Below are 19272 nucleotides of genomic sequence, written 5' to 3'. Positions count from 1 at the left end.
TTTGGACGCCCACCATCGCGGATCGCCGGCACCCCGAAGCAGAGGGCGCGAGCCAGCCCTTCGGGAAGGGCCGGCTGCCCTATGAGGCACCGGCGGAACTATCCGCGCGTGGTCCTCAGATCAACCCCTGCCGCAGCGCATACGCCACCGCGTGCGAGCGGTTGCGCAGGCTGAGACGGGACATGACGGCGTGCAGGACGTTCTTGATGGTGCGCTCGGAGTAGGAAAGTTTCAGGGCGATGTCGGCGGTGTCGTACCCCTCGGCCACCAGGCGCAGTACCTCGATCTCGCGTGCCGAGAGACCGGTGAAGTTGAGCCCGTGCGGTGAGAGCACCTGTCCCTGGAACCGCCCGACCTGCGCGAGCAGGCTGCCGAGCAGGTCGGGCGGCACCCGGCCCTCGCCCTTCGCCACGGAACCGATCACCTGCACCAGGCGTTCGGGGGTGGCCTCGGAGCGCCGGACGACGCCGACGAAGCCGCATTCGGCGGCGTTCACGAGCTGTTGTTCGTCGATGTGCGTGGTGACCAGTACCCCCCGCGCGGTACTGGTCCGCTGGATCTGGCGCAGCAGGCGTAAGGCGTCCTCGTCGACGGCGTCGAGCACGACGACCACCACCTGCGGTGCGTCCCCCTCCTCCCATTCGATGACCTTGACTTCGGGGCGGGTGCGCAGCTGACTGGAAACTCCGGCCTGTGATACGGGGTCCTGGGCGCGCAGCGCCACTGTGATGCGTGCTCCGTTCGTCTGCAACACGTCGCTCTCTCCCCTCGGGCGACTGAGGGAGAACGCCGGAGAAAGATGAAAAGATCGCGAACGCGACCTCATCACATTTCATTCGCAGAGGTCTCCCCTTAGCAACTGGCCCACAGTAATGCCCCCGAATCCACAAGGGAATTGCTGGTGCCTGACCGGGCATCGGCATTGCCCGAAAGTGTTCCTGCGCGGCCGGTCTTCGGGGGCGGGGCGGACAATACGGTGCGCGGCATGAGTGTTTCGGCGAACCTGGACGAGTCTTCCGTCACCGTCGAGCCCGGCGGTGTGGCGGATCTTGCGGTGCAGGTGCTCAATTCGGGGACGACCGTCGAGGAGTGCCGGTTCGAGGTGGTCGGGCCGTGCGCCGACTGGGCCACGGTGGAACCGGCGAGCCTGTCGCTCTACCCGGGCGCGACCGGCAGCGCCACCGTCACCTTGCGTCCGCCCCGTACCTCGCAGGTGCTGCCCGGAGAGACACCGCTCGGACTGCGGGTGGTGCCGACGACCGACGGCGCCGAGACGGTGATTCTCGAACGGAGCGTGACGGTAGGGCCGTTCACCGAGATCACCTCGGAGCTGGTGCCGCCCGGTTCGAGCGGTGCGTGGCGCGGGCGGCACAAACTGGCCGTGGACAGCCGGGGCAACACACCCGTCACGATCGCGCTGAGCGCGCGGGGAGCAACCGAACGGTCGCGGCTCGCCCTCGACCCGCCCGAGGTGGAGATCCCGCCCGGCCAGGCCAAGTTCGCCGTGTTGTCCGTGCGGCCCGCCAAGCGGTTGTGGCGCGGTTCGCCGATCACTCATCCCTTCCAGGTGGCGGTGACGCCCCTGGTGCAGGAGGGACAGGATCCGTACCAGCCGGTGGTCCTGGACGGTTCCTACGAGCAGCAGGCCATTCTGCCCCGTTGGCTTCCCCGCGCCCTCGTCGTGACGGTGCTGCTGGCGGCCGCGCTGGTGGGGCTCTGGTACTCGGTGCTGCGGCCCACCGTGCGTTCGGCCGCCCGGGAGGCGGTCACTCCGCAGGTCGTCGAGTCCGCGGCGCGACAGGGCAACGCCGCCCCGAACGACGGCGGCAAGAACGGACAGGGGCAGGAGGCGTCCGGTGGCGGTGGGCAGGCAAGCTCGGCCGGCTCCGGTTCCGGCGGCGCTTCCGCGTCCCCGGACGGCAATGCGACCGCGGCGCCCGGTAGGTCCGCGCCCGGTGGAGCCGCGGTGCCGTCGAGTGCCCGGGTGCAGGTGCAGGACGCGGTGGGGGGCAGTGCCACCCGGCGGACCGCGTACAAGGTCCCGGACGGCAGTACCTTCGAACTGACCGACATCGTGGTCCAGAATCCGCAGGGCGACGCCGGCACCCTGGTCATCTCCACCGACGACGGGCAACTGCTCAACCTGGCGCTGGAGAACTTCCGTGACTCCGACTACCACTTCGTCACCCCCATCGAGGTGCAGTCGGGCGGTCGGATCACCATCGACGTCAGCTGCCGCGAGGTGGGCAAGCCGGTCAAGGCCCCGGCGCCGTCCAAGTGCTCGGAGTCCCTGTTCCTCGGCGGCAAGATCTCGACGAAGGCTGCGGTTGGCGGCTGAGCCGGGCCGCTGCCCGTCCACGGTCAGCCGGGAGGCCCGCCGAACCGCCACCTGGTGGGCGGCGGGCACCGGCCGCGCGCGGCCCGGACCTGGTCCGCTGCCCGCCGGCCCCGTCCGTACGGCCCGGACGCCGGCCCGGAGACACCTGTCGACTGCGTGGCCGGGTCCCTTCGGTGCCGTGTCGCTTCGGTCAGGACTCGGGCGCGGACTCCTCTTCCTCCTCGGTTCCGTCCTCCGCCGCCCGCTGCACGAACGACCCCTGCACATCCGCCGGTTCCTCGTCCTCGTCGGCGGCCTGGCGCTGCACCGGGGCGGTGGTGGCGGCAGCGGCCGGCGGGGCGGCTTCCAGGGGTGCCGCGCCGGGCTCCGGGGCGGGGGCGGGGGCGGCCAGCACACGCTCCGCGTTGGCCGACGCCTCCTGCTCGAAGCGGTCGGACGGGTCGCTCACCCGGATCCCGCCCGGTGCCTCCGTGCCGTCCACCGGGCCGTTGCGCTGCTGGATGACATGGGTGAGCTCATGGGCGAGCGTGGTACGGCCCTGGTGCGAGGCGGGATCGAAACTGTCCCGCTGGAAGACGATGTTGTCGCCGACCGTGTAGGCGTGCGCGCCGACCTCCTTCGCCGACTCGTGTGCCGCCGATCCGGTGTGCACGCGCACCGAGGAGAAGTCAGCGCCGAGCCGGCCCTCCATGTCCATGCGGGTGTCGGTGTCCAGGGGCTGACCGCCGCCGGACGAGACCACGTCGTGGACGCTGGAGCGAGCCTCGCGCTGCTCCGGCTCCGGTTCCGCCTCCCGCTGGAGCGCCGCGCCGACGGCGGCGTTGCCGACCGTTCGTTGCAGGGTGCTCATCCCGGAGGGGCCGATCACCTCTGTACGCCCGGTGGCGGCGGCCTTCAGCAGGTGCGGAAGACCTGCCGACGCCTGATCGTGGGTCTCCCGGGCCGTCCTGACGGACTCGTCGTGCTCGTGTTCCTGTCCCTGATCGTGTGCGCGCATCTGCCGCTCCCCGGGGAATGCCGGACGTTCGGACCAAGCGTCGCGGGCCGGTCCGGTTCCCGTCCAGGGGCGCAGGCGGCGGGAAGGGGCAGCCCGGGTTGCCTCTTCGGGCAAGGCCGCGTCGGCGGGCGGCCTGCCGGGCTTCCCCACGTCGGCGGCCCGCCGGCCCCGGTGACCGGCGGGCCGCGAGCTCCAGCCGCTGCCGGCGGTTCGTAGCGATCTCCTGCCCGAAGCAGGCCGCCCCCTTCTTACGAATACCGCTGGACCAGAAGGCGTTTGAGTACCTTGCCGCTGGGGCCGGTGGGCAGGGTCTGCGCGAATTCGACTCGGCGCGGGTATTTGTAGCCCGCCATACGGTCCCGGCTCCAGGTGACGACCTCGGCGGCCAGCGCGGGGTCCGCGGTGAACTCCGGACGGGCCACGACGACCGCGCAGATCTCCTCGCCCAGACGGTCGTCCGGGATACCGATCACCGCGGTCTGCCCGACGGCGGGATGCCGCAGCAGCACCTCCTCGACCTCGCGGGGATAGACGTTGTAGCCGCCGCGCAGGATGACGTCCTTCTTCCGGTCGACCAGCCGCAGACAGCCGTCCGACTCCAGCACGCCCAGATCGCCCGAGCGGAACCAGCCGTCGACGAGAACGGCGGCCGTCTCCTCGGGCAGCCCGAGATATCCGGACATCACGTTGTGCCCGCGGACGACGACCTCGCCCACCTCGCCCGCGGGCAGCAGCTGAACGCGGTCCTCCAGGCCGGGCCGCGCGACGCCGACCTCGACGCCGGCGACCGGGGTGCCGACGGTGCCCGGCCGGGTGACCGAACCGGGCTGGTTGTAGGCGACGCACGGGGAGGTCTCGGTCAGCCCGTACCCTTCGTACACCGGGCAGCCGAACACCTCCTGGACCCGTTCCAGCACCGGGACCGCCAGCGCCGAACCGCCGCTGTACAGCCGGTGCAGCCGGGGCGCGGGCGCACCGTTCGCGACCGCCTCCAGCAGCGCGTGGTACATCGTCGGCACGCCCATGAACACGGTGCACCCGTACTTGGCCATCAGTTCCAGCGCGGGCTCGGCGGCGAACCTGGGCATCAGGACGACGGCCGCGCCGACATGGAACGCCACGCCCATAACACAGGTCTGGCCGAAGGTGTGGGACAGCGGAAGGCTGCACAGCAGGACGTCGTCGGGCCGGGCGGCGAACGGGGACACGGCCGTCACCTCGATGTTGGTGACGATGTTGCGGTGCGTGAGCATGGCCCCCTTGGGGCGGCCGGTGGTGCCCGACGTGTACAGGATCGCGGCGATGTCGTCCGGCGAGCTGGGGAAGTGGGCGGCGACGGGGGGCGTCGGCCCGTGCGGGTCCAGCCGCACCCCCGGGGCGTTCTCGTCCCCGTTCGCCACCCCGTTCTCGTCCCCGCCTTCCTCCCCGACCGTGAACAGCGTGACACCGGCGGCCGCTGCCGCCTTCGCCCCCTCGTCCAGCGTCGGCCCCGCGCAGACCAGCGCGCGTGCGCCGCTGTCCGTGAGGACGAACTCGACCTCACCGGACCGCAGTTGGGTGTTCAACGGGACCACTACGGCCCCCAGGGCGAGGGTGCCGTAGTAGACGACGGGGAACTGCGGAGTGCTGGGCAGCAGCAGCGCGACCCGGTCACCCGGCCCGATCCCGTGCCGGCGCAACTCGGCGGCACAGGTCCGGGCCTGCTCCCACAACTGCCGGTAGGTGACGGAAGCGGACTCGAAGACCACCGCCGCCGCGTCCGGCCGCCGTGCCGCTGTGTCGGCGAGCACGGCGGCCAGCGGTCGGGTCACACCGCTTCCCTCGCGACGGTGGACGGTTCCTTCCGCTCGGAGGCGGTCGGGATCCCCAGGTCGAGCCAGATCCCGGCGAGCGCCTCCGCGAACTTCTTCACGTCCGTCGTGGTGTGGGTCGCCGACGGCGCGATCCGCAGCAGCTCGTCGCCCTCGCGCACGCTGGGGGCGTTGATGGCCTGCACATAGATGCGGTGCCGGTCGAGCAGCTGCGCCGACGCCCGCTTGCACAGGGTGTCGTCGCCGACGAGCGCCGAGACGATGTGCGAGTCGGCGGACTTGTACGGGATGTCGGCCTCGTCCAGCAGCCGGTGCAGCAGCCGGGCGTTCTCGGCGAGCCGTTGCCGCTCGTCCTCGGACCTGCGCAGGTGCCGTACCGCGGCCAGCGCGCCCGCCGCGGTGGCCGGCGGCAGGGAGGTGGTGAAGACGAACGCCCGGGAGGTGGCCCGTACGTAGTCGATGAGGTCGCGCGGGCCGGCGATGTAACCGCCCACCGTCCCGAGCCCCTTGGCGAGTGTGCCCATGACGACGTCGAACCGGTCGGCGATGCCCTCGCGCGCCGCGATCCCCGCGCCCTGCGGCCCGTACATGCCGATCGCGTGCACCTCGTCGAGGAACGTGGTCGCGCCGAAACGATCGGCCAGGTCGGCGATCTCGGCGAGCGGGGCGACATCACCCGACATCGAGTAGACCGATTCGAGCACGATCAGTTTGGGCAGCTCGGGGTCGGTCTCGGCGAGCAGTTGCGCCAGGTGTTCGACATCGTTGTGCCGGAATATCCGCTTGGTCGCGCCGCTGTGCCGCAGCCCGTCGATGATCGAGGCGTGGTTCAGCGCGTCCGAGAACACGACGGTGCCGGCCGGGTTTCCCGCGAGCACCGTCAGCGCACCGTCGTTGGCGGTGTACCCGGAGGCGAACAGCAGCGCCGCGTCCTTGCCGTGCCAGTCGGCGAGTTCACGTTCCAGCTCGACGTGCCGGTGGTTCGTACCGCCGATGTTGCGCGAACCGCCGGACCCGGCACCGAACTTGGCCACCCCGTCGTGTACGGCGGCCAGCACCATCGGATGCTGTCCCATGCCGAGGTAATCGTTGCTGCACCACACGCTCACCTCGGTGTCACCGTCGGGGATACGTGCTATGGCGCTCGGGAAGTGCCCGGCACGCCGGCCGATTTCGAGAAACTCACGGGTCGGTGTCTGGGCCGGTGCCAATGTGTGCGTGAAGTGTTGCAGATGCGTTGGCATGGTTCTCCAACTCCAGGGTGGGATATGGATCTGCCTTGGTTTCAGGCGTGCGACGCGTGTTCCAGTCGCAGGCGTGGTTTGTCGGGCTTCCCGGCGGCGTTCAGGGGAACCTCGTCGAGGACGAGTACCTGTTCGGGGACGTGTGCCGGGGAGAGGATGTTGCCGAGGTGGCCGCGCACCTCGTCGATGCTCACCGAGGCGCCGGGACGCAGGGTGATCGCCGCATGCAGGTGTTCCAGGCCGTCCTTGCCCAGGAAGCCGTACACGGCTGCCTGCGCGATCCCCGGAATCGTCAGCATCGCGCGCTCGACCACCGTGGGATACACCTTGACCCCGTCGATCTTGGCCATGTCGGCGACCCGGTCCATCAGGTGCAGATAGCCCCGCTCGTCGCGGTATCCGATGTCCCCGGTGTGGTACCAGCCGTCGCGGAGCACCCGCGCGGTCAGCACCTCGTCGAGATAGCCGTCCATGACATGCGGGGAGCGCACCCGCACCTCGCCGGCCTGTCCGTCGGCGAGCGGAGCGCCCGTCTCCTGGTCGCAGATGCCGATCTCGACGCCGGGGAACGGCCGCCCCACCGTCGACAGCAGCTCGGGGTCGGCATGGTCGTCCCCCGCCAGGCAGCTGATCCTGGCGGTCTCGGAGGTGCCGTACTGCTGGAACAGGCTGCCGGCGCCGAACACCTTCACGGCCTCGGCGAGTCTGGTCGGCGCCGCCGGGCTGCCGGCGTAGTCGAGACGCCGCATGCCGGCCAGCCCGGCGGCCGTCGCGTCGTCGAGGCCCCGTTCCTCCAGGCGGTCCAGGACCCGGTACAGATGACTCGTGGCCATGAAGGTCCGGGTCGCCGCGTGCTCGCCGACCGCTTGGATCCAGGCGTCCGGCGTGAACTCCTCCAGCAGCACCAGCCGGCCCGCGTCGATCAACGCGGCATCGGCCAGTTGCGAGACCGTCTGGCTCAGCGGGGTGCCGACCAGCGCCGTGATCTGCCGGGCCTCCCGGCCCTGCGCGATCGTGCCGTACACCACGCTGTCCCAGGACCGCCGGGACTTCCTGATGCCCTTCGGCCGCCCGGTGCTGCCGCTGGTGAACGCGATGGCCGCCAGATCCTCCGGCGACCAAGGCACGGGCCTCGCCGGTCCCGGATCGTCCCCGGGCACGGCCCGCCGCATCCCCGGCGCACCGGGGCCGATCACCGGGACACCGGCCCGCCGGGAGAGTTCGGCCGCCCGGTCGGCGCTGTCCTGATCGGCGTACAGCACGGAGGTGCCGGTGGTCCGGAGGATCTCCAGCTGGTCGTCGAACGCCAGCATCGCCGCGCTCGATCCCGGATTGGTCGTCCGCAGATGCCCGACCGCCGCCCGCAGCAGGTGGGCGGCGTGCCGGACCGCGAGGATGTCGGGACTGTTGGACGCGGTCAGTACGCCGACGACCGTGCCGTGTCCCACTCCGGATGCGTGCAGGGTGCGGTGGATCCCGGTCACCGAGCGCAGATGAGCGCCCCCGGTGATCCAGGAACCGCGGTAGTGCAGCACCGGTTTTTCCGGTTCCGTGGCGAGAACGGAGAGCAGTTCGGCGACGTAACCGCCCGCTGCCGCCCACCATTCCCGACTGTCTGTCGCCATACCGATCTCTCCCTCTGCCCCGGGTCTCCTCAGCCGCCCACGAACTCGGCGCGCACCAGCCAGCTGCGTGAGGGCCCCTTGCGGTCACGGGGCTGCACCTGGAACGGCCAGTCCTCGTGCGCGGTGCTCGGCTCGCCGGGTTCCCTGACGTCGCGCGCCTTCCAGCCGATCGAGGCCAGGTACTCCTCGGGCTCGTCGGTGCCGAACAGCCAGGGCGTGCCGTCCTCTTCGAGGTTGCGGCGGAACTCGCGGGAGAACGGGCTGCGCAGCAGCGCCTGGCTGACGAAGTCCACCCCCAGCCAGCTGCCGGGTGCCGAGGCCGAGCCGAGGGCGCGCAGCAGGTCGGTGGCCTGCTCCGGGGTGAGGAAGAACAGCAGCCCCTCGACGATCCACAGGGTGGGCCGGCCGGGGTCGAACCCGGCCTGCGCCAGCTCGGGCAGCCACTCCCGGCGCAGATCGACGGCGACCTCGGTGCGGTCCACCAGCGGTTGCGCCCGGAGCCCAGCGAGCCGGCGGCGCTTCTCCTCCAGCAGCCCGGGGAAATCGACCTCGTACACCGTCGCACCGTCCGGCCACTCCAGCCGGAACGGGCGGGTGTCCATGCCGGCGGCGACGAACACGATCTGCCGGATGTCGTTGTCCGCGAGGATCTGTTGGATGCTCTCGTCCAGGTAGCGGGTGCGGATCGCGATGAACGGGATCAGCCCGCTGCCCCGGTTCTTCTCCAGCAGTTCGAATCCCCGCGGCGCGGCCAGCGCGCGGGCGAAACGATCCTTGAAGATGGCCTGGTCACCGCGTTCGGTCTCCAACGCCCGTGCCGCGGCCGTCCACTGGGCCGTGTACGAGACGGCTTCCATGAGTACTTCCTTCCTGAGGTGTGTCAGGCCGCGACGAAGAACGCCTTCTCGATGGCGGCGAGGGTCTGGAAGTCCTGGATGTCGATGTTGTCGAAGTCGATCTCCACGCCGGTCGCGTTCTCGATCACGTAGACCAGTTCGACGAAGGTGAGCGAGTCGACCAGTCGGGTCTGGATGAGGTTTTCCTCGGCGTCGATGACCTGCCGCTCCGGATGCCGCTTGAGGATCCAGCTGCGGACTTCGTCAATGCTGCCTGTCGCTGCCATGAGCACTCCTGATGTCGGGGTCGCAGGCCGTGAACGCCACCGCCACGGCACAGGGGTCGTCGTGCGTGATGCTTACCGCGATGTCCTCGATGCCGGCGCACCGGGCGAGTTCGGCCGCCCGTCCGGCCAGCCGTACGACCGGCCAGCCGCCCTCGGCGGTGATGATCTCGATGGAACGCCACGGCAGGGTCTGGTCGGGTACGTGGAACAGCTTGAACACTGCTTCCTTGGCGGCCAGCCGGCCCGCGATGCCCGGGACGTCGGGGCCGGTGCCGTCGTGGGAGAGCCGGATCTCCTCGGGGGACAGGACCCGGGCCAGCATGGACTCGTCGCGCACCAGGTCCCGGACCCGGCCGAACGGAACCATGTCGATGCCGACCCGGCCCGCCACCGTCACGGGACCCGGGCGGCGGCGTCCCGCACCGCCGCCAGCGCCTCGGTCGCGCCGCCGTGCGCGTCCAGCAGCACCGCCAGCCAGCGTTCCAGCCCGAAGGCCACACAGCTGGTGAAGGCGAAGCCGGTGTCGCCGGCCAGCCGGATGCGGCAGCGCTCGCCGAAGAAGTTGCGGTGCGTGTTGACCGACGCGATGGCCAGGTCACCGGCCTGGAACTCGTACTTGACCGGGCTGAGTCTGGACAGCAGCGCCCGTGCGCCGTCGTTCTCGAAGAACGGGTCCGAGGCTGCCACCCGGTCCAGGTCCAGGCCCACCGCCGCACCGAACGCCGTGATCCGCTCGGTGAAGGCGGCCAGCACCTGCTGGGTGTGCTCGAACGAGCCGAGCGCCACGATCTCCCGCATCTGGAAACTCGCCAGCCGGCGCAGCGGGACATAGTGGTCCTCGTTGCGGAAACACCGGTTCACCAGGGTCACCAGGGTGTCCTGGGCCAGCTCGGCGCCCTCGTAGAACAGGTAGGCACCGAAGCAGGTGGCGTGCGGCAGGCCGAGCCGGACCTCCCGCACATCGGCCGGGGCGAACCGGCCGTCCGCCGGCTTCGGCGGGCCGTCCGCCAGGTCCAGCGGCGCCGCGACCAGGGCGAGGTGCGGGAAGTTGGTGTAGACGTCGAACTTCTCCAGGTCCGACACGGGGTACACCGGCGGCGGCAGGATCTCCCGGGCGCCGGCCGCGCGGCCCCAGCCGGTGAACACACCGTCCAGCGCGCGCAGCAGATCGGTCTGGTCCGGGTCGAGCACGGACAGGGCGTAGGAGTGGGCGACCGGCGCGGAGTTCGCGGTCATCAGATGATTCCGATCTTCTCAAGGAACTTCGAGGTCTTGCGGAAGACGCTCTGCTCGAACTCCGCCCGGGTGGGCGAGGCCAGCAGTTCCTCGCGCACGGCCAGCGGATCGGCGAGCCCGGCGTCCCGGTAGACATGCGGGTTGAACAGCGACTCGAAGCTGTACGTCAGGTACCGGCGCAGATAGTCGGCGATGCCGGCCCGCTCCTCCTCGGAGGAGGTGCGCCGCACGTCGGCCCACAGCGCCGTGACCAGCTCGCGGCCGAACGCGATGTGCCGGGACTCGTCCTGGTGGTGGATCCGGTTGATGGCGCGGATGGTGTCGTGCAGCCGGTCGTCGGCCGCCATGCGGGAGTTGAAGTGGTCGACCAGCTCCTCGAAGATCAGGATGCGGGCGAAGACCAGCAGGCTCTCCACGTCCGACTTCGGTATCTCCACACTCGCCCCGGCCGGCTGCCGGTAGATCTTCTCCCCGTAGCGCAGGCAGAACTCGGCGAAGAACCACATGTGCTCGTTCTCCTCACCGATGAAGTGGTGGAAGAACTCCGACGGTGTCTCGAACCCCTTGGTGTGGATGCGGCGGGTGACCTCGATGAGCAGTTCCCGGATGCCGTGCACGTTCAGGCTGTAGAAGTTGATGCTCTCGAACTTGGACAGCGCGTACCGCTGCTCCTCGGTCAGCCGCTCGGCGACGGCGGTGCCGTGGGTGGTCGTCAGCTCGGGGCTCATCCACCACATGGCGTCCGGCAGACTGTCCGGCCACTCGAAGAGTCGGTAGGGGTTGTAGTAGTCGTCGATCGACTTGGTGGTCAGCCGGTCGAGGATCTCCAGGAATCGTTTGTCGGTATTGATCAGCTCGCTGACCATGTTTTGTGCCACTCCATTCGAGATCATTTATGCGGTGGTGCCGCCGGCCGCCGCCGCGGTGGTGACCGGTGACCGGTCCGGGTCCGCAGCCGGCTCCTCGGCCGCCGCCCGCTTCCGGTCCGCGGCGACCAGCCGTGGTGGGTACAGGACGCGCAGCAGCGGGCCGGCCATCACGGTGGTCACCACCGCCATCAGCACCATCAGCGAGTACAGCCGCTGGTCCAGCAGGCCGAGTTGGAGTCCGGCGGTGAGAATGATCAGTTCGGTGAGTCCTCTGGTGTTGACCAGGGTGGCCAGCACCACCGAGCGTCTCCAGTCCAGTCCGGACCAGCGGGCGCCGGCCGCCGCACCGAGGTACTTGCCGCCCACCGCGACCAGCATGATCGCGCCGAACTCGGCGAACCCGGACACCCCGAGCCGGGACAGGTCGACCTGGGCGCCGGCGACCACGAAGTAGACCGGGAGCAGCAGGTACTCCGTCACCAGCCCCAGCTGACGGCCGGCCGGCTCGCGCAGCCCGCCAGGACCCGAGGGCATGACCAGGCCGAACAGAAACGCGCCGAAGATGATGTGCAGGCCCAGCCACTCGGTCGCCGCGCCGCAGGCGAGCACTCCGGCCAGTGCCACCGCATACGGCTCCCGGGTCTGCCCGCGCCGCGCCCGCCGTCCGGCCCACCTGGCCAGCAGCGGCCGCACCACCGCGAACACCAGCGCCAGCAGCGGGAACATCAGCAGCAGCCGCCACTGGGTGTGGCCGGAGGTCACCATGACCGTCACGGCCAGCATCGACCAGGCGAGCAGGTCGCCGATCGCGGCGCTGGCCAGCGAGATCCCGGCCACCGGGGTGCCCAGCAGATCGCGGTCGCGGACGATACGGGCCAGTACCGGGAACGCGGTCACGGACATCGCGGTGCCCAGGAACAGCGTGTAGCCCAGCGACCGCCCGCCGGACGGCTCGATCACGGTGACGGCCAGCAGGCACGCGAGCGCGAACGGCACCCCGATCGACCCGACCGTGGCGGCCAGGACGACCCCGGTCTGCCGGCGCGGCGGATGCCGGGTGAGCTCCTGGCCGATCAGGAACAGGAACAGCGCGACCCCGAGGGTGCCGAGCGCGCTCAGGATCAGATGGATGTCGGCCGGGAACAGCGCGCGCTGCACCGAGCCGGGCAGCAGGGTCGGGCCGAGCAGGATGCCGGCCAGGATCTCCCCGATCACCGAGGGCTGGCCGAACCGGGCCAGCAGCGCGCCGAGCGTCTTGGCCACCGCCAGCACCAGGGCCAGCACCAGCAGCAGCGTGACGCTCTGGCCGGAGGTCATTCCTTCTCGACGGCCGGTTCGGCCAGCCGCCGGATCCGCAGCTTCGGCTCAAGCTCCAGGTACAGCCCGGCCACGGCCTTGTCCGGGGAGGCGGGCATCGAGTTCATCGCCTCGTTGTGGCCGGCGAGGATGCCGCCCTGGGTGTCCAGGTCGCCCTGCGAACGGATGCGCTCGGCCACCTTGTCCAGCGCCCCGGTGCCGTCCTGGGTGTCGGTCAGGTCCTCGACACCGGTGACGATGTGCAGGAAGGACTCGTACAGGTTGAGCATGTGCCGCTCGCGCCGGGTCAGCTTGTCCGCCTCGAAGAACTGCGACTGGCGGTTGTAGCTCTTGTAGAAGAAGGACACCACCACCAGCAGCCGCTCGTACGCCTGCCGGTACGCCTTGGTGAAGAACGAGGTGGCCTCGTCCTCGGACAGTTCGCCCTGCACGACGGCGGAGACGGCCGCGGCGCCCAGCAGCGCGCTGAACGTGGCCAGGTGCACGCCGGTGGAGAGCAACGGGTCCAGGAAGCAGGCCGCGTCGCCGACCATCAGGTAACCCGGGCCGCTGAACCGCTCCGAGATGTACGAGTAGTCCTGCTCGACCTTGAACTCGGGCTGCCGCTCGGCGCCCTGCACCATCTCGGAGACGCGCGGGCACTGGGCGAGGGCGTCGAAGTAGACCTCTTCGATCCCGCCCAGCCGTTCCCGTTCCTCGGCGAACGCGGTCCGCTTGGCCACCAGGCCGATCGAGTGGGTGCCGTCGTGCAGCGGAATCGCCCAGAACCAGCCGTACGGCACCGAGCAGACCGCGATCGCGCCGGCCGGGCCCGTGTCCAGCGGCTTGACCCCGCGCCAGTAGGACCACACCGCGATGTTCTTGAAGGCTTCCTGGTAGTGACGGTTCTTCAGGTACTTGGTGGCCATCACGCCGGACCGGCCGGACGCGTCCACCAGGAAGTCGAAGCCGATCTCACCGGTGACCGCCCGGTCGCCGGAGGCCGTCCAGCGGGCCTTGACCGGCCGGCCCTCGTGGAACTCGATCTCGGTGACCTTCACGCCCTGCCGCACGTCCACGCCGAGCTCCTCGGCGTTCTTCAGCAGGATGTGGTCGAACTCGGACCGCACCACCTGGTAGCTGTACCCGCCGGCGCCGGTCAGGTGGTTGAAGTTGAGGTCCCAGTTCTCCGGCCCCCACTCGAAGTACGCGCCGTCCTTGCGGACAAAACCGTGGTTGTCGATCTTCTCCCGGACGCCGAGCAGGTCGAGTACCGGAAGCACCGAAGGCAGGATTGACTCACCGATGTGGTAGCGCGGAAATATCGAACTTTCCAAGAGGGTCACCTGGATGCCTTGCTTGGCCAGGAGTCCGGCGGCCGTGCTGCCCGCCGGCCCGCCACCGATCACCAGGACCTGCGTGCGTTCCCCCATTGCCGATTCCTCGTCTCGGGTTGACGTCCAACTTCAGACGCGGGAGACGCTAGATATCGGTTGTCGACACTCGCAACAACCAGAAGAGGGTGGCCACATGTGGCCACCCTCCACTTGTACCGGTGTCCGCATCCGGCTCGGAGGTGTGGTTATCGTGATCGACGCCGACCGGTGCGGCAGCGGACGATCTGCCACCGCGGCGGCCGAATACGGAGAGCCGCTTCCGGTAATGGTGAGTGAGCCGCGCGTATGCCGTTCGTACCCGGAAAGGATCAGCATTTTGACCGCACACGAGAACGCGACGAAGCCGGCTCTGGTGACCACGACCTCGGGTGTTGTCGGGGGCAAGGTCCATGAGGGCGTCGTGTCGTTCAAGGGAATCCCTTACGCGGCCGAGCCCTACGGCGAGAACCGCTTCAAAATGCCGCAGCCGCCGCAGCCGTGGGACGGGGTGTTCGAGGCATTCGAGTTCGGCCCCTGCGCACCGCAGCCCAACACCTACTCACTCGTGGACGCCACGCCCCTCTACCCGTGGGGAACCGACTGCCTGAGCATCAATGTCTACACGCCCGATCCGGGGGCGGCCCGGCTGCCGGTCATGGTCTGGATCCACGCCGGCGGCTACACGTCCGGCAGCGCCGCCACCCCCCGCGCGGACGGATCGGTCTTCGCCCGCGAGGGTGTCGTCGTGGTCGCGATGAACTACCGCCTTGGCGTGGACGGATTCCTGTCCGTACCGGGCGGCACCGTGAACGCGGGCATGCAGGACGTCGCCGCCGCACTGCGCTGGGTGCGTGACAACATCGCCGCTTTCGGCGGCGACCCGGACGCCGTCACCGTCTTCGGCAACTCCTCGGGCAGCGCCATCATCACGGCGATCGCCAAGACCGTCGCGGCCGAAGGACTCATCCACCGGGCCATCCTGCAGAGCCCGTGCCCGTCGCTGGTCGTCGAGGCGGACGAGGGACGGGCGGTCGCCGAGCGCGTCCTCGCCGACCTGAACGCCGGGAGCGACCTGCGGGACATTCCGCTCCGGGAACTGCTGGGCCGCCGCCAGCGCGCCCTGGACGTCCGCTTCCGCGACGCCGGCCGCTGGCACCCGTACACCTATTGGTTCAGCCCCTTCATGCCGGTCGTCGACGGCACCCTGTTCGCCGACTCCACGATGAGCGAACGCATCCCGTCCTCCGTCGACCTGCTGATCGGCACCAACCGCGACGAGTCCCGCTACTTCCTGATGCGCAACGGGCAGTTCACCTCCGCCACCGAGGAGGATCTCCTCGACGCCCAGAAGGCCTACGACGTGCCCGAGGCGTGCCGCACCGCGGCCGAGTCCCTCTACGGACACCTGCCGCTCGGGGAACGGCTCGCCGAAACGGTGAGCAACTGGATCTGGCGCGGCCCCACCATCGAACTCACCGAGCTGCACGCCGGGTCCGGCGGAAACACCTTCGCCTATGAATTCGCCTGGCAGGAGTCACCCGCTTTCGACGGCCGCTACGGCGCGGCCCACTTCCTCGAAGTTCCGTTCCTCTTCGACCAGCTCGACGATCCCGCGTTCGCCCCCCAGGTCGGCCCCGACGCTCCCGCGGAACTCGGCCGCGCCCTGCGCGACGGCTGGATCCGATTCGCCAGGACCGGCAATCCCGGCTGGCCGCGCTACGACGATGAGAACCGCCAGGTCATGATTTTCGACAGCACCTGCCGGGTCGAGACCGACCCCCGCGAATACCACCGGGCCGCCTGGGACGCCCAGTCCGCCGTCCCTGTCGCGCAATCCCGTAGGTGAGCATGCCGACACCGCATTCCGACGTCCCGTCTGGAAGTATTCCGATGCGCAGCCTGATCATCGACAATTACGACTCGTACACGTTCAATCTGTTCCAGCTGATGGCCGAGGTGAACGGCTGTGAGCCGGTCGTGCTGCAGAACGACGACCCGGCGCTGACCACGCTCGACCTTGCGGAATTCGACAACATCGTGATTTCTCCCGGCCCCGGAAGCCCGGGGACCGCACGCGATCTGGGATATGCCAAGGACATCCTGGACCGGGCGGAACTGCCGTTGCTCGGCGTCTGTCTCGGCCATCAGGCCATCGCCTACGGCGCCGGGGCGACCGTCGACCGTGCGCCGCAGCCGCGGCACGGTCATCTCACCCGGGTCCGGCACGTGGGCGGCGAACTGTTCCGCGGCGTCCCGCAGGACTTCACCGCCGTGCGCTACCACTCGCTCTGCGCCGAGGAGCCGCTGCCCGAGGCGATCGAGGCCACGGCATGGGCGGAGGACGGCGTCGTCATGGCGATCCGGCACCGCACCCGCCCCCAGTGGGGAGTCCAGTTCCACCCCGAGTCCATCGCCTCGGAGTACGGCCGCGAGATCATGGCCAACTTCAGGGACCTCACCCGTGCCGCCGCCGGGACGACCGCCGGCCGGACCCCCGGCCGGGCCGGGGAGCTGCCGCGGCCCGCGGAGTCCGGGGCGCGGCCCGCGGCCGGCCCCACCGGGGACGCCTACCAGCTCCTCGAACTCACCGTCCCGGGTGCCGTGGACACCGACGCGGCGTACACCGAGCTGTTCGGGGCGTCGGAGTACGCCTTCTGGCTCGACAGCAGCCGTGTCGAGCCGGGACTGTCCCGGTTCTCGTTCCTCGGCGATGCCTCGGGCCCGCTCAGCGAGATCCTGACCTACCGGCTCGCCGACCGCGCCGTGCTGGTGCGGGACAGGGCGGGCACGCGCACGGAGAGCGGGACCGTCTTCGACGTCCTGGAGCGCCGGCTCGCCGAGCGCCGACTGACCGACACGAAACTGCCGTTCGACTTCACCAGCGGCTATGTCGGTTATTTCGGCTACGAGTTGAAGGGCGACCTCGGTTCCGGCAACCTGCACCGCGCCGAGACCCCCGATGCGGCCTGGTTGTTCGCCGACCGCCTGATAGCCGTCGACCACGAGCGCGACCTCACCCATGTGGTCGCGCTGCACCGCGGCGACCCGGAGACCAGGAGGTCCGCGCGGGAGTGGATCGACGCCACCGCCGCCACCCTGGTCGCGCTGCTCGGGCGGCCCGCCGCCGCGGCGGCGCGCGACGAGGTGGCCGCGGCCGAGGCGGCAGGCGACACCGTCGATCCGCGGCCCTCGCTGTCCCGGGACACCGAGGGCTACCTCCGCGACGTCGAGGAGTGCCAGCGTCAGCTCGTCGCCGGCGAGAGCTACGAGATATGCCTGACGAACAAGGTCAGGGTCCCCTTCGACGGCGACGATCTCGCCTACTACCGGAGGCTGCGCGCCTCCAACCCGGCGCCCTACGCGGCGCTGCTGCGACTCGGCGAGGTCACGGTCTTCAGTTCGTCCCCCGAGCGGTTCCTCAAGATCGACGCCGATCGTGTGGTGGAGACGAAGCCGATCAAGGGCACGGCGCCCCGCGGTGCCGACCCCGCCGAGGACGCGGAACTGGCCGCGGAACTCGCGAGCAGCGCCAAGACCCGGGCCGAGAACCTGATGATCGTCGACCTGCTGCGCAACGATCTGGGCCGCGTCTGCGAGATCGGCAGTGTCGGCGTGCCACGCTTCATGGCGGTGGAGTCCTACGCCACCGTGCACCAACTGGTCTCCACCGTAAGAGGAGTTCTGCGCCCGGAGATCAGCGCGGTGGAGTGTGTACGGCACTGCTTCCCGGGCGGCTCGATGACCGGTGCGCCCAAGGTGCGCACCATGGAGATCATCGACGGACTGGAGACGGAGGCACGGGGGATCTACTCGGGTGCGCTCGGATACCTCGGCCTGACCGGCACGGCCGACCTCAACATCGTGATCCGCACCGCCGTCCGGTACCGCGACGAGCTGAGCGTCGGGGCGGGCGGTGCCATCGTCCTCGACTCCGGTCCCGAAGCCGAACTCGACGAGATGCTGCTCAAGGCCGGCGCCTCCCTGCGGGCCCTGCCGCCGCTGCCCTCGTACCCCGGCCGGCGTCCACGGTGACCGCCACCGCTGCCGGTATGGCCGGCCGACGCTGGCGCTGGTCGGAGACCGACGGCACGTTCTCCGGCATACCGCCGGGCGGACCGGTGGACGTCATCGACTCCTGGCTGGTGGCCGAGGGCAGGGTCGTGTCCCTCGACGCGCACGTCGACCGGTTCAGCACCACCTGCGCCGCGCTGTTCTCCGTACCGAGGGAGCGCGCCTCGGCCTTTATGCGCGCCGCCCTGCAACGCATCCCGGCCACCGGCCGCTGGTTCCCCCGGGCGGAACTCACCGTCCTCGACGGCGAGCCGACATTCCAGCTGTGGCTCCGGCCGGCACCGGCACGCGGCGCGAGCGTCCGCGTCTGGGTGTACGACGGTGCCGACCGGCGCCGGCATCCATCGGCCAAGGGACCCGACCTGGACTGGCTGACGGAGGTGCGGTCGGCGGCCCGGCAACGGGGCGCCGACGAGGCGGTCGTCCTCTCCGCGGACGGCCGGCTGATCGAGGGGACGACGACCAGCCTGCTCTGGTGGCGCGGCGACACCCTGTACGCGCCCGACGCGACACGGCTGGACCTGCTGCCGAGCGTCACCCGGAAGACCCTCCTGCGGATCGCGGCCGGCGCCGGGACCCGCGTCGACTACGAGTGTCCCCGCCCTCAGGAGCTGGCCGGGCTGGAGACCTGGGCGGTCAACGCACTGCACGGGATCCGGCCGGTACGGGAATGGACCGGGGCCGCGATCACGGCCGGCCCGGCGCCACGCGCGGCGGGCTGGCAGCGACGCCTGGACGCACTGGCGTCCGACCGGCACGAGGAGCGGGCCACCGGGTGAACCGGCCGTGCGCGGTGGCCCGGCCGGGTGCGCGAGCTGGCGGGTGGTGTGAATCCGGCCTGCTGCGACGGCCCGGACCCGTGTGGCGCAAGATCAGCTGAGTAACAGTTCGGCAGTCCCGAACTGTCGAACCGTGTGCTAGTGTCATCGACATGCGACTGCTACCCGAGCCGGCACCCGAGACGTTGAGCCTTGCGTCGGTGCTGTATGCGTTCGGTGATCCGGTGCGTCTGGAGTTGGTGCGGCGAGCGTCCGCCAACCCCGGGCTGACCTGTGCGGTCGGGGATCTGAATGTGCCGAAGTCGACGCTGACCAGTCACTGGCGCATCCTGCGCGAGGCCGGAATCGTCAGGATGGCCATCGACGGCCGCTACCGGCGGATCTGGCTGCGGGAAGACGATCTGGGAGAACGTTTCCCGGATCTGCTCGATGCGATCCTGCGCCTCAGTGCTGCGGAGGATGCCGTGAAACTCGGGCCCGGCGCCATGACTTAGCGGCGACGGCACG

The 19272-nt window shown here is 70.2% G+C and carries 17 protein-coding genes; 5 read left to right on the top strand and 12 right to left on the bottom strand.

Features of this window, described 5'->3' with window-relative positions; translation table 11 throughout:
* Positions 1-115 precede the first annotated feature (115 nt).
* Entirely contained in the window at positions 116-754 is a 639-nt protein-coding gene (locus tag ACFYPJ_RS22720; RefSeq protein WP_389020013.1) for a response regulator transcription factor, read from the bottom strand.
* A 231-nt stretch (positions 755-985) separates the two neighbouring features.
* On the opposite strand from ACFYPJ_RS22720, the gene ACFYPJ_RS22715 reads away from it, so the two are divergent.
* Positions 986-2338: a hypothetical protein gene (locus ACFYPJ_RS22715; RefSeq protein ID WP_389020010.1), complete on the top strand. Its 1353-nt coding sequence runs from the start codon at positions 986-988 to the stop codon at positions 2336-2338.
* Positions 2339-2528: 190 nt separating this feature from the next.
* Here ACFYPJ_RS22715 and ACFYPJ_RS22710 read toward each other — a convergent pair whose 3' ends face one another.
* The 11 genes from ACFYPJ_RS22710 to ACFYPJ_RS22660 form a co-directional block, all read right to left on the bottom strand.
* The gene (locus ACFYPJ_RS22710) at positions 2529-3335 is read right to left on the bottom strand and encodes a DUF4157 domain-containing protein (protein WP_389020007.1); all 807 of its coding nucleotides are present in this window, start codon (positions 3333-3335) and stop codon (positions 2529-2531) included.
* A gap of 248 nt (positions 3336-3583) precedes the next feature.
* A complete protein-coding gene (locus tag ACFYPJ_RS22705; protein WP_389020004.1) occupies positions 3584-5146 on the bottom strand; it encodes a long-chain fatty acid--CoA ligase in 1563 nt (520 codons plus the stop codon).
* Complete coding sequence (gene hemA, locus ACFYPJ_RS22700) at positions 5143-6390, bottom strand: 5-aminolevulinate synthase (protein WP_389020000.1); 1248 nt, start codon at positions 6388-6390, stop codon at positions 5143-5145. Before hemA ends, ACFYPJ_RS22705 begins: the two co-directional genes overlap by 4 nt.
* 41 nt (positions 6391-6431) lie before the next feature.
* Complete coding sequence (locus ACFYPJ_RS22695) at positions 6432-8015, bottom strand: class I adenylate-forming enzyme family protein (RefSeq protein WP_389019997.1); 1584 nt, start codon at positions 8013-8015, stop codon at positions 6432-6434.
* Between the two features lie 29 nt (positions 8016-8044).
* Positions 8045-8872, bottom strand: coding sequence for a class I SAM-dependent methyltransferase (locus ACFYPJ_RS22690; RefSeq protein ID WP_389019994.1), 828 nt, complete (start codon positions 8870-8872; stop codon positions 8045-8047).
* Positions 8873-8895: 23 nt separating this feature from the next.
* The gene (locus ACFYPJ_RS22685) at positions 8896-9138 is read right to left on the bottom strand and encodes a phosphopantetheine-binding protein (protein WP_389019991.1); all 243 of its coding nucleotides are present in this window, start codon (positions 9136-9138) and stop codon (positions 8896-8898) included.
* Positions 9116-9535: a holo-ACP synthase gene (locus ACFYPJ_RS22680; RefSeq protein ID WP_389019988.1), complete on the bottom strand. Its 420-nt coding sequence runs from the start codon at positions 9533-9535 to the stop codon at positions 9116-9118. Before ACFYPJ_RS22680 ends, ACFYPJ_RS22685 begins: the two co-directional genes overlap by 23 nt.
* Complete coding sequence (locus tag ACFYPJ_RS22675) at positions 9532-10374, bottom strand: hypothetical protein (protein ID WP_389019985.1); 843 nt, start codon at positions 10372-10374, stop codon at positions 9532-9534. The genes ACFYPJ_RS22680 and ACFYPJ_RS22675 overlap by 4 nt, the downstream gene beginning before the upstream one ends.
* Entirely contained in the window at positions 10374-11240 is an 867-nt protein-coding gene (locus tag ACFYPJ_RS22670) for a diiron oxygenase (protein ID WP_389019982.1), read from the bottom strand. The genes ACFYPJ_RS22675 and ACFYPJ_RS22670 overlap by 1 nt, the downstream gene beginning before the upstream one ends.
* Before the next feature lie 27 nt (positions 11241-11267).
* Positions 11268-12560: a cation:proton antiporter gene (locus ACFYPJ_RS22665; protein ID WP_389019979.1), complete on the bottom strand. Its 1293-nt coding sequence runs from the start codon at positions 12558-12560 to the stop codon at positions 11268-11270.
* Positions 12557-13972: an NAD(P)/FAD-dependent oxidoreductase gene (locus tag ACFYPJ_RS22660; RefSeq protein WP_389019976.1), complete on the bottom strand. Its 1416-nt coding sequence runs from the start codon at positions 13970-13972 to the stop codon at positions 12557-12559. The genes ACFYPJ_RS22665 and ACFYPJ_RS22660 overlap by 4 nt, the downstream gene beginning before the upstream one ends.
* A 280-nt stretch (positions 13973-14252) precedes the next feature.
* Between ACFYPJ_RS22660 and ACFYPJ_RS22655 the strand changes: the two genes are divergently transcribed.
* The 4 genes from ACFYPJ_RS22655 to ACFYPJ_RS22640 all read left to right on the top strand — a co-directional run bounded on the left by ACFYPJ_RS22655 (position 14253) and on the right by ACFYPJ_RS22640 (position 19259).
* Positions 14253-15761, top strand: coding sequence for a carboxylesterase/lipase family protein (locus ACFYPJ_RS22655; RefSeq protein ID WP_389019974.1), 1509 nt, complete (start codon positions 14253-14255; stop codon positions 15759-15761).
* Positions 15762-15805: 44 nt separating this feature from the next.
* On the top strand, positions 15806-17947 hold the full coding sequence (pabB, locus tag ACFYPJ_RS22650; protein ID WP_389019972.1) for an aminodeoxychorismate synthase component I: 2142 nt from the start codon (positions 15806-15808) through the stop codon (positions 17945-17947).
* A 17-nt stretch (positions 17948-17964) separates the two neighbouring features.
* On the top strand, positions 17965-18765 hold the full coding sequence (locus tag ACFYPJ_RS22645; protein ID WP_389019970.1) for an aminotransferase class IV: 801 nt from the start codon (positions 17965-17967) through the stop codon (positions 18763-18765).
* A gap of 152 nt (positions 18766-18917) precedes the next feature.
* On the top strand, positions 18918-19259 hold the full coding sequence (locus tag ACFYPJ_RS22640) for an ArsR/SmtB family transcription factor (RefSeq protein WP_389019967.1): 342 nt from the start codon (positions 18918-18920) through the stop codon (positions 19257-19259).
* Positions 19260-19272: the final 13 nt, after the last annotated feature.

It is taken from the genome of Streptomyces sp. NPDC006012 (assembly GCF_042871185.1).
Taxonomy (GTDB): domain Bacteria; phylum Actinomycetota; class Actinomycetes; order Streptomycetales; family Streptomycetaceae; genus Streptomyces.
This window is presented reverse-complemented; position numbering and strand designations above follow the sequence as displayed.

Bases quoted from the DNA above. Each gene is read 5' to 3' on its own strand.
- ACFYPJ_RS22715 (WP_389020010.1), top strand. From the start codon at position 986: ATGAGTGTTTCGGCGAACCTGGACGAGTCTTCCGTCACCGTCGAGCCC.
- ACFYPJ_RS22710 (WP_389020007.1), bottom strand. From the start codon at position 3,335: ATGCGCGCACACGATCAGGGACAGGAACACGAGCACGACGAGTCCGTC.
- hemA (WP_389020000.1), bottom strand. From the start codon at position 6,390: ATGCCAACGCATCTGCAACACTTCACGCACACATTGGCACCGGCCCAG.
- ACFYPJ_RS22695 (WP_389019997.1), bottom strand. From the start codon at position 8,015: ATGGCGACAGACAGTCGGGAATGGTGGGCGGCAGCGGGCGGTTACGTC.
- ACFYPJ_RS22690 (WP_389019994.1), bottom strand. From the start codon at position 8,872: ATGGAAGCCGTCTCGTACACGGCCCAGTGGACGGCCGCGGCACGGGCG.
- ACFYPJ_RS22685 (WP_389019991.1), bottom strand. From the start codon at position 9,138: ATGGCAGCGACAGGCAGCATTGACGAAGTCCGCAGCTGGATCCTCAAG.
- ACFYPJ_RS22675 (WP_389019985.1), bottom strand. From the start codon at position 10,374: ATGACCGCGAACTCCGCGCCGGTCGCCCACTCCTACGCCCTGTCCGTG.
- ACFYPJ_RS22670 (WP_389019982.1), bottom strand. From the start codon at position 11,240: ATGGTCAGCGAGCTGATCAATACCGACAAACGATTCCTGGAGATCCTC.
- ACFYPJ_RS22665 (WP_389019979.1), bottom strand. From the start codon at position 12,560: ATGACCTCCGGCCAGAGCGTCACGCTGCTGCTGGTGCTGGCCCTGGTG.
- ACFYPJ_RS22660 (WP_389019976.1), bottom strand. From the start codon at position 13,972: ATGGGGGAACGCACGCAGGTCCTGGTGATCGGTGGCGGGCCGGCGGGC.
- pabB (WP_389019972.1), top strand. From the start codon at position 15,806: ATGCGCAGCCTGATCATCGACAATTACGACTCGTACACGTTCAATCTG.
- ACFYPJ_RS22645 (WP_389019970.1), top strand. From the start codon at position 17,965: ATGGCCGGCCGACGCTGGCGCTGGTCGGAGACCGACGGCACGTTCTCC.
- ACFYPJ_RS22640 (WP_389019967.1), top strand. From the start codon at position 18,918: ATGCGACTGCTACCCGAGCCGGCACCCGAGACGTTGAGCCTTGCGTCG.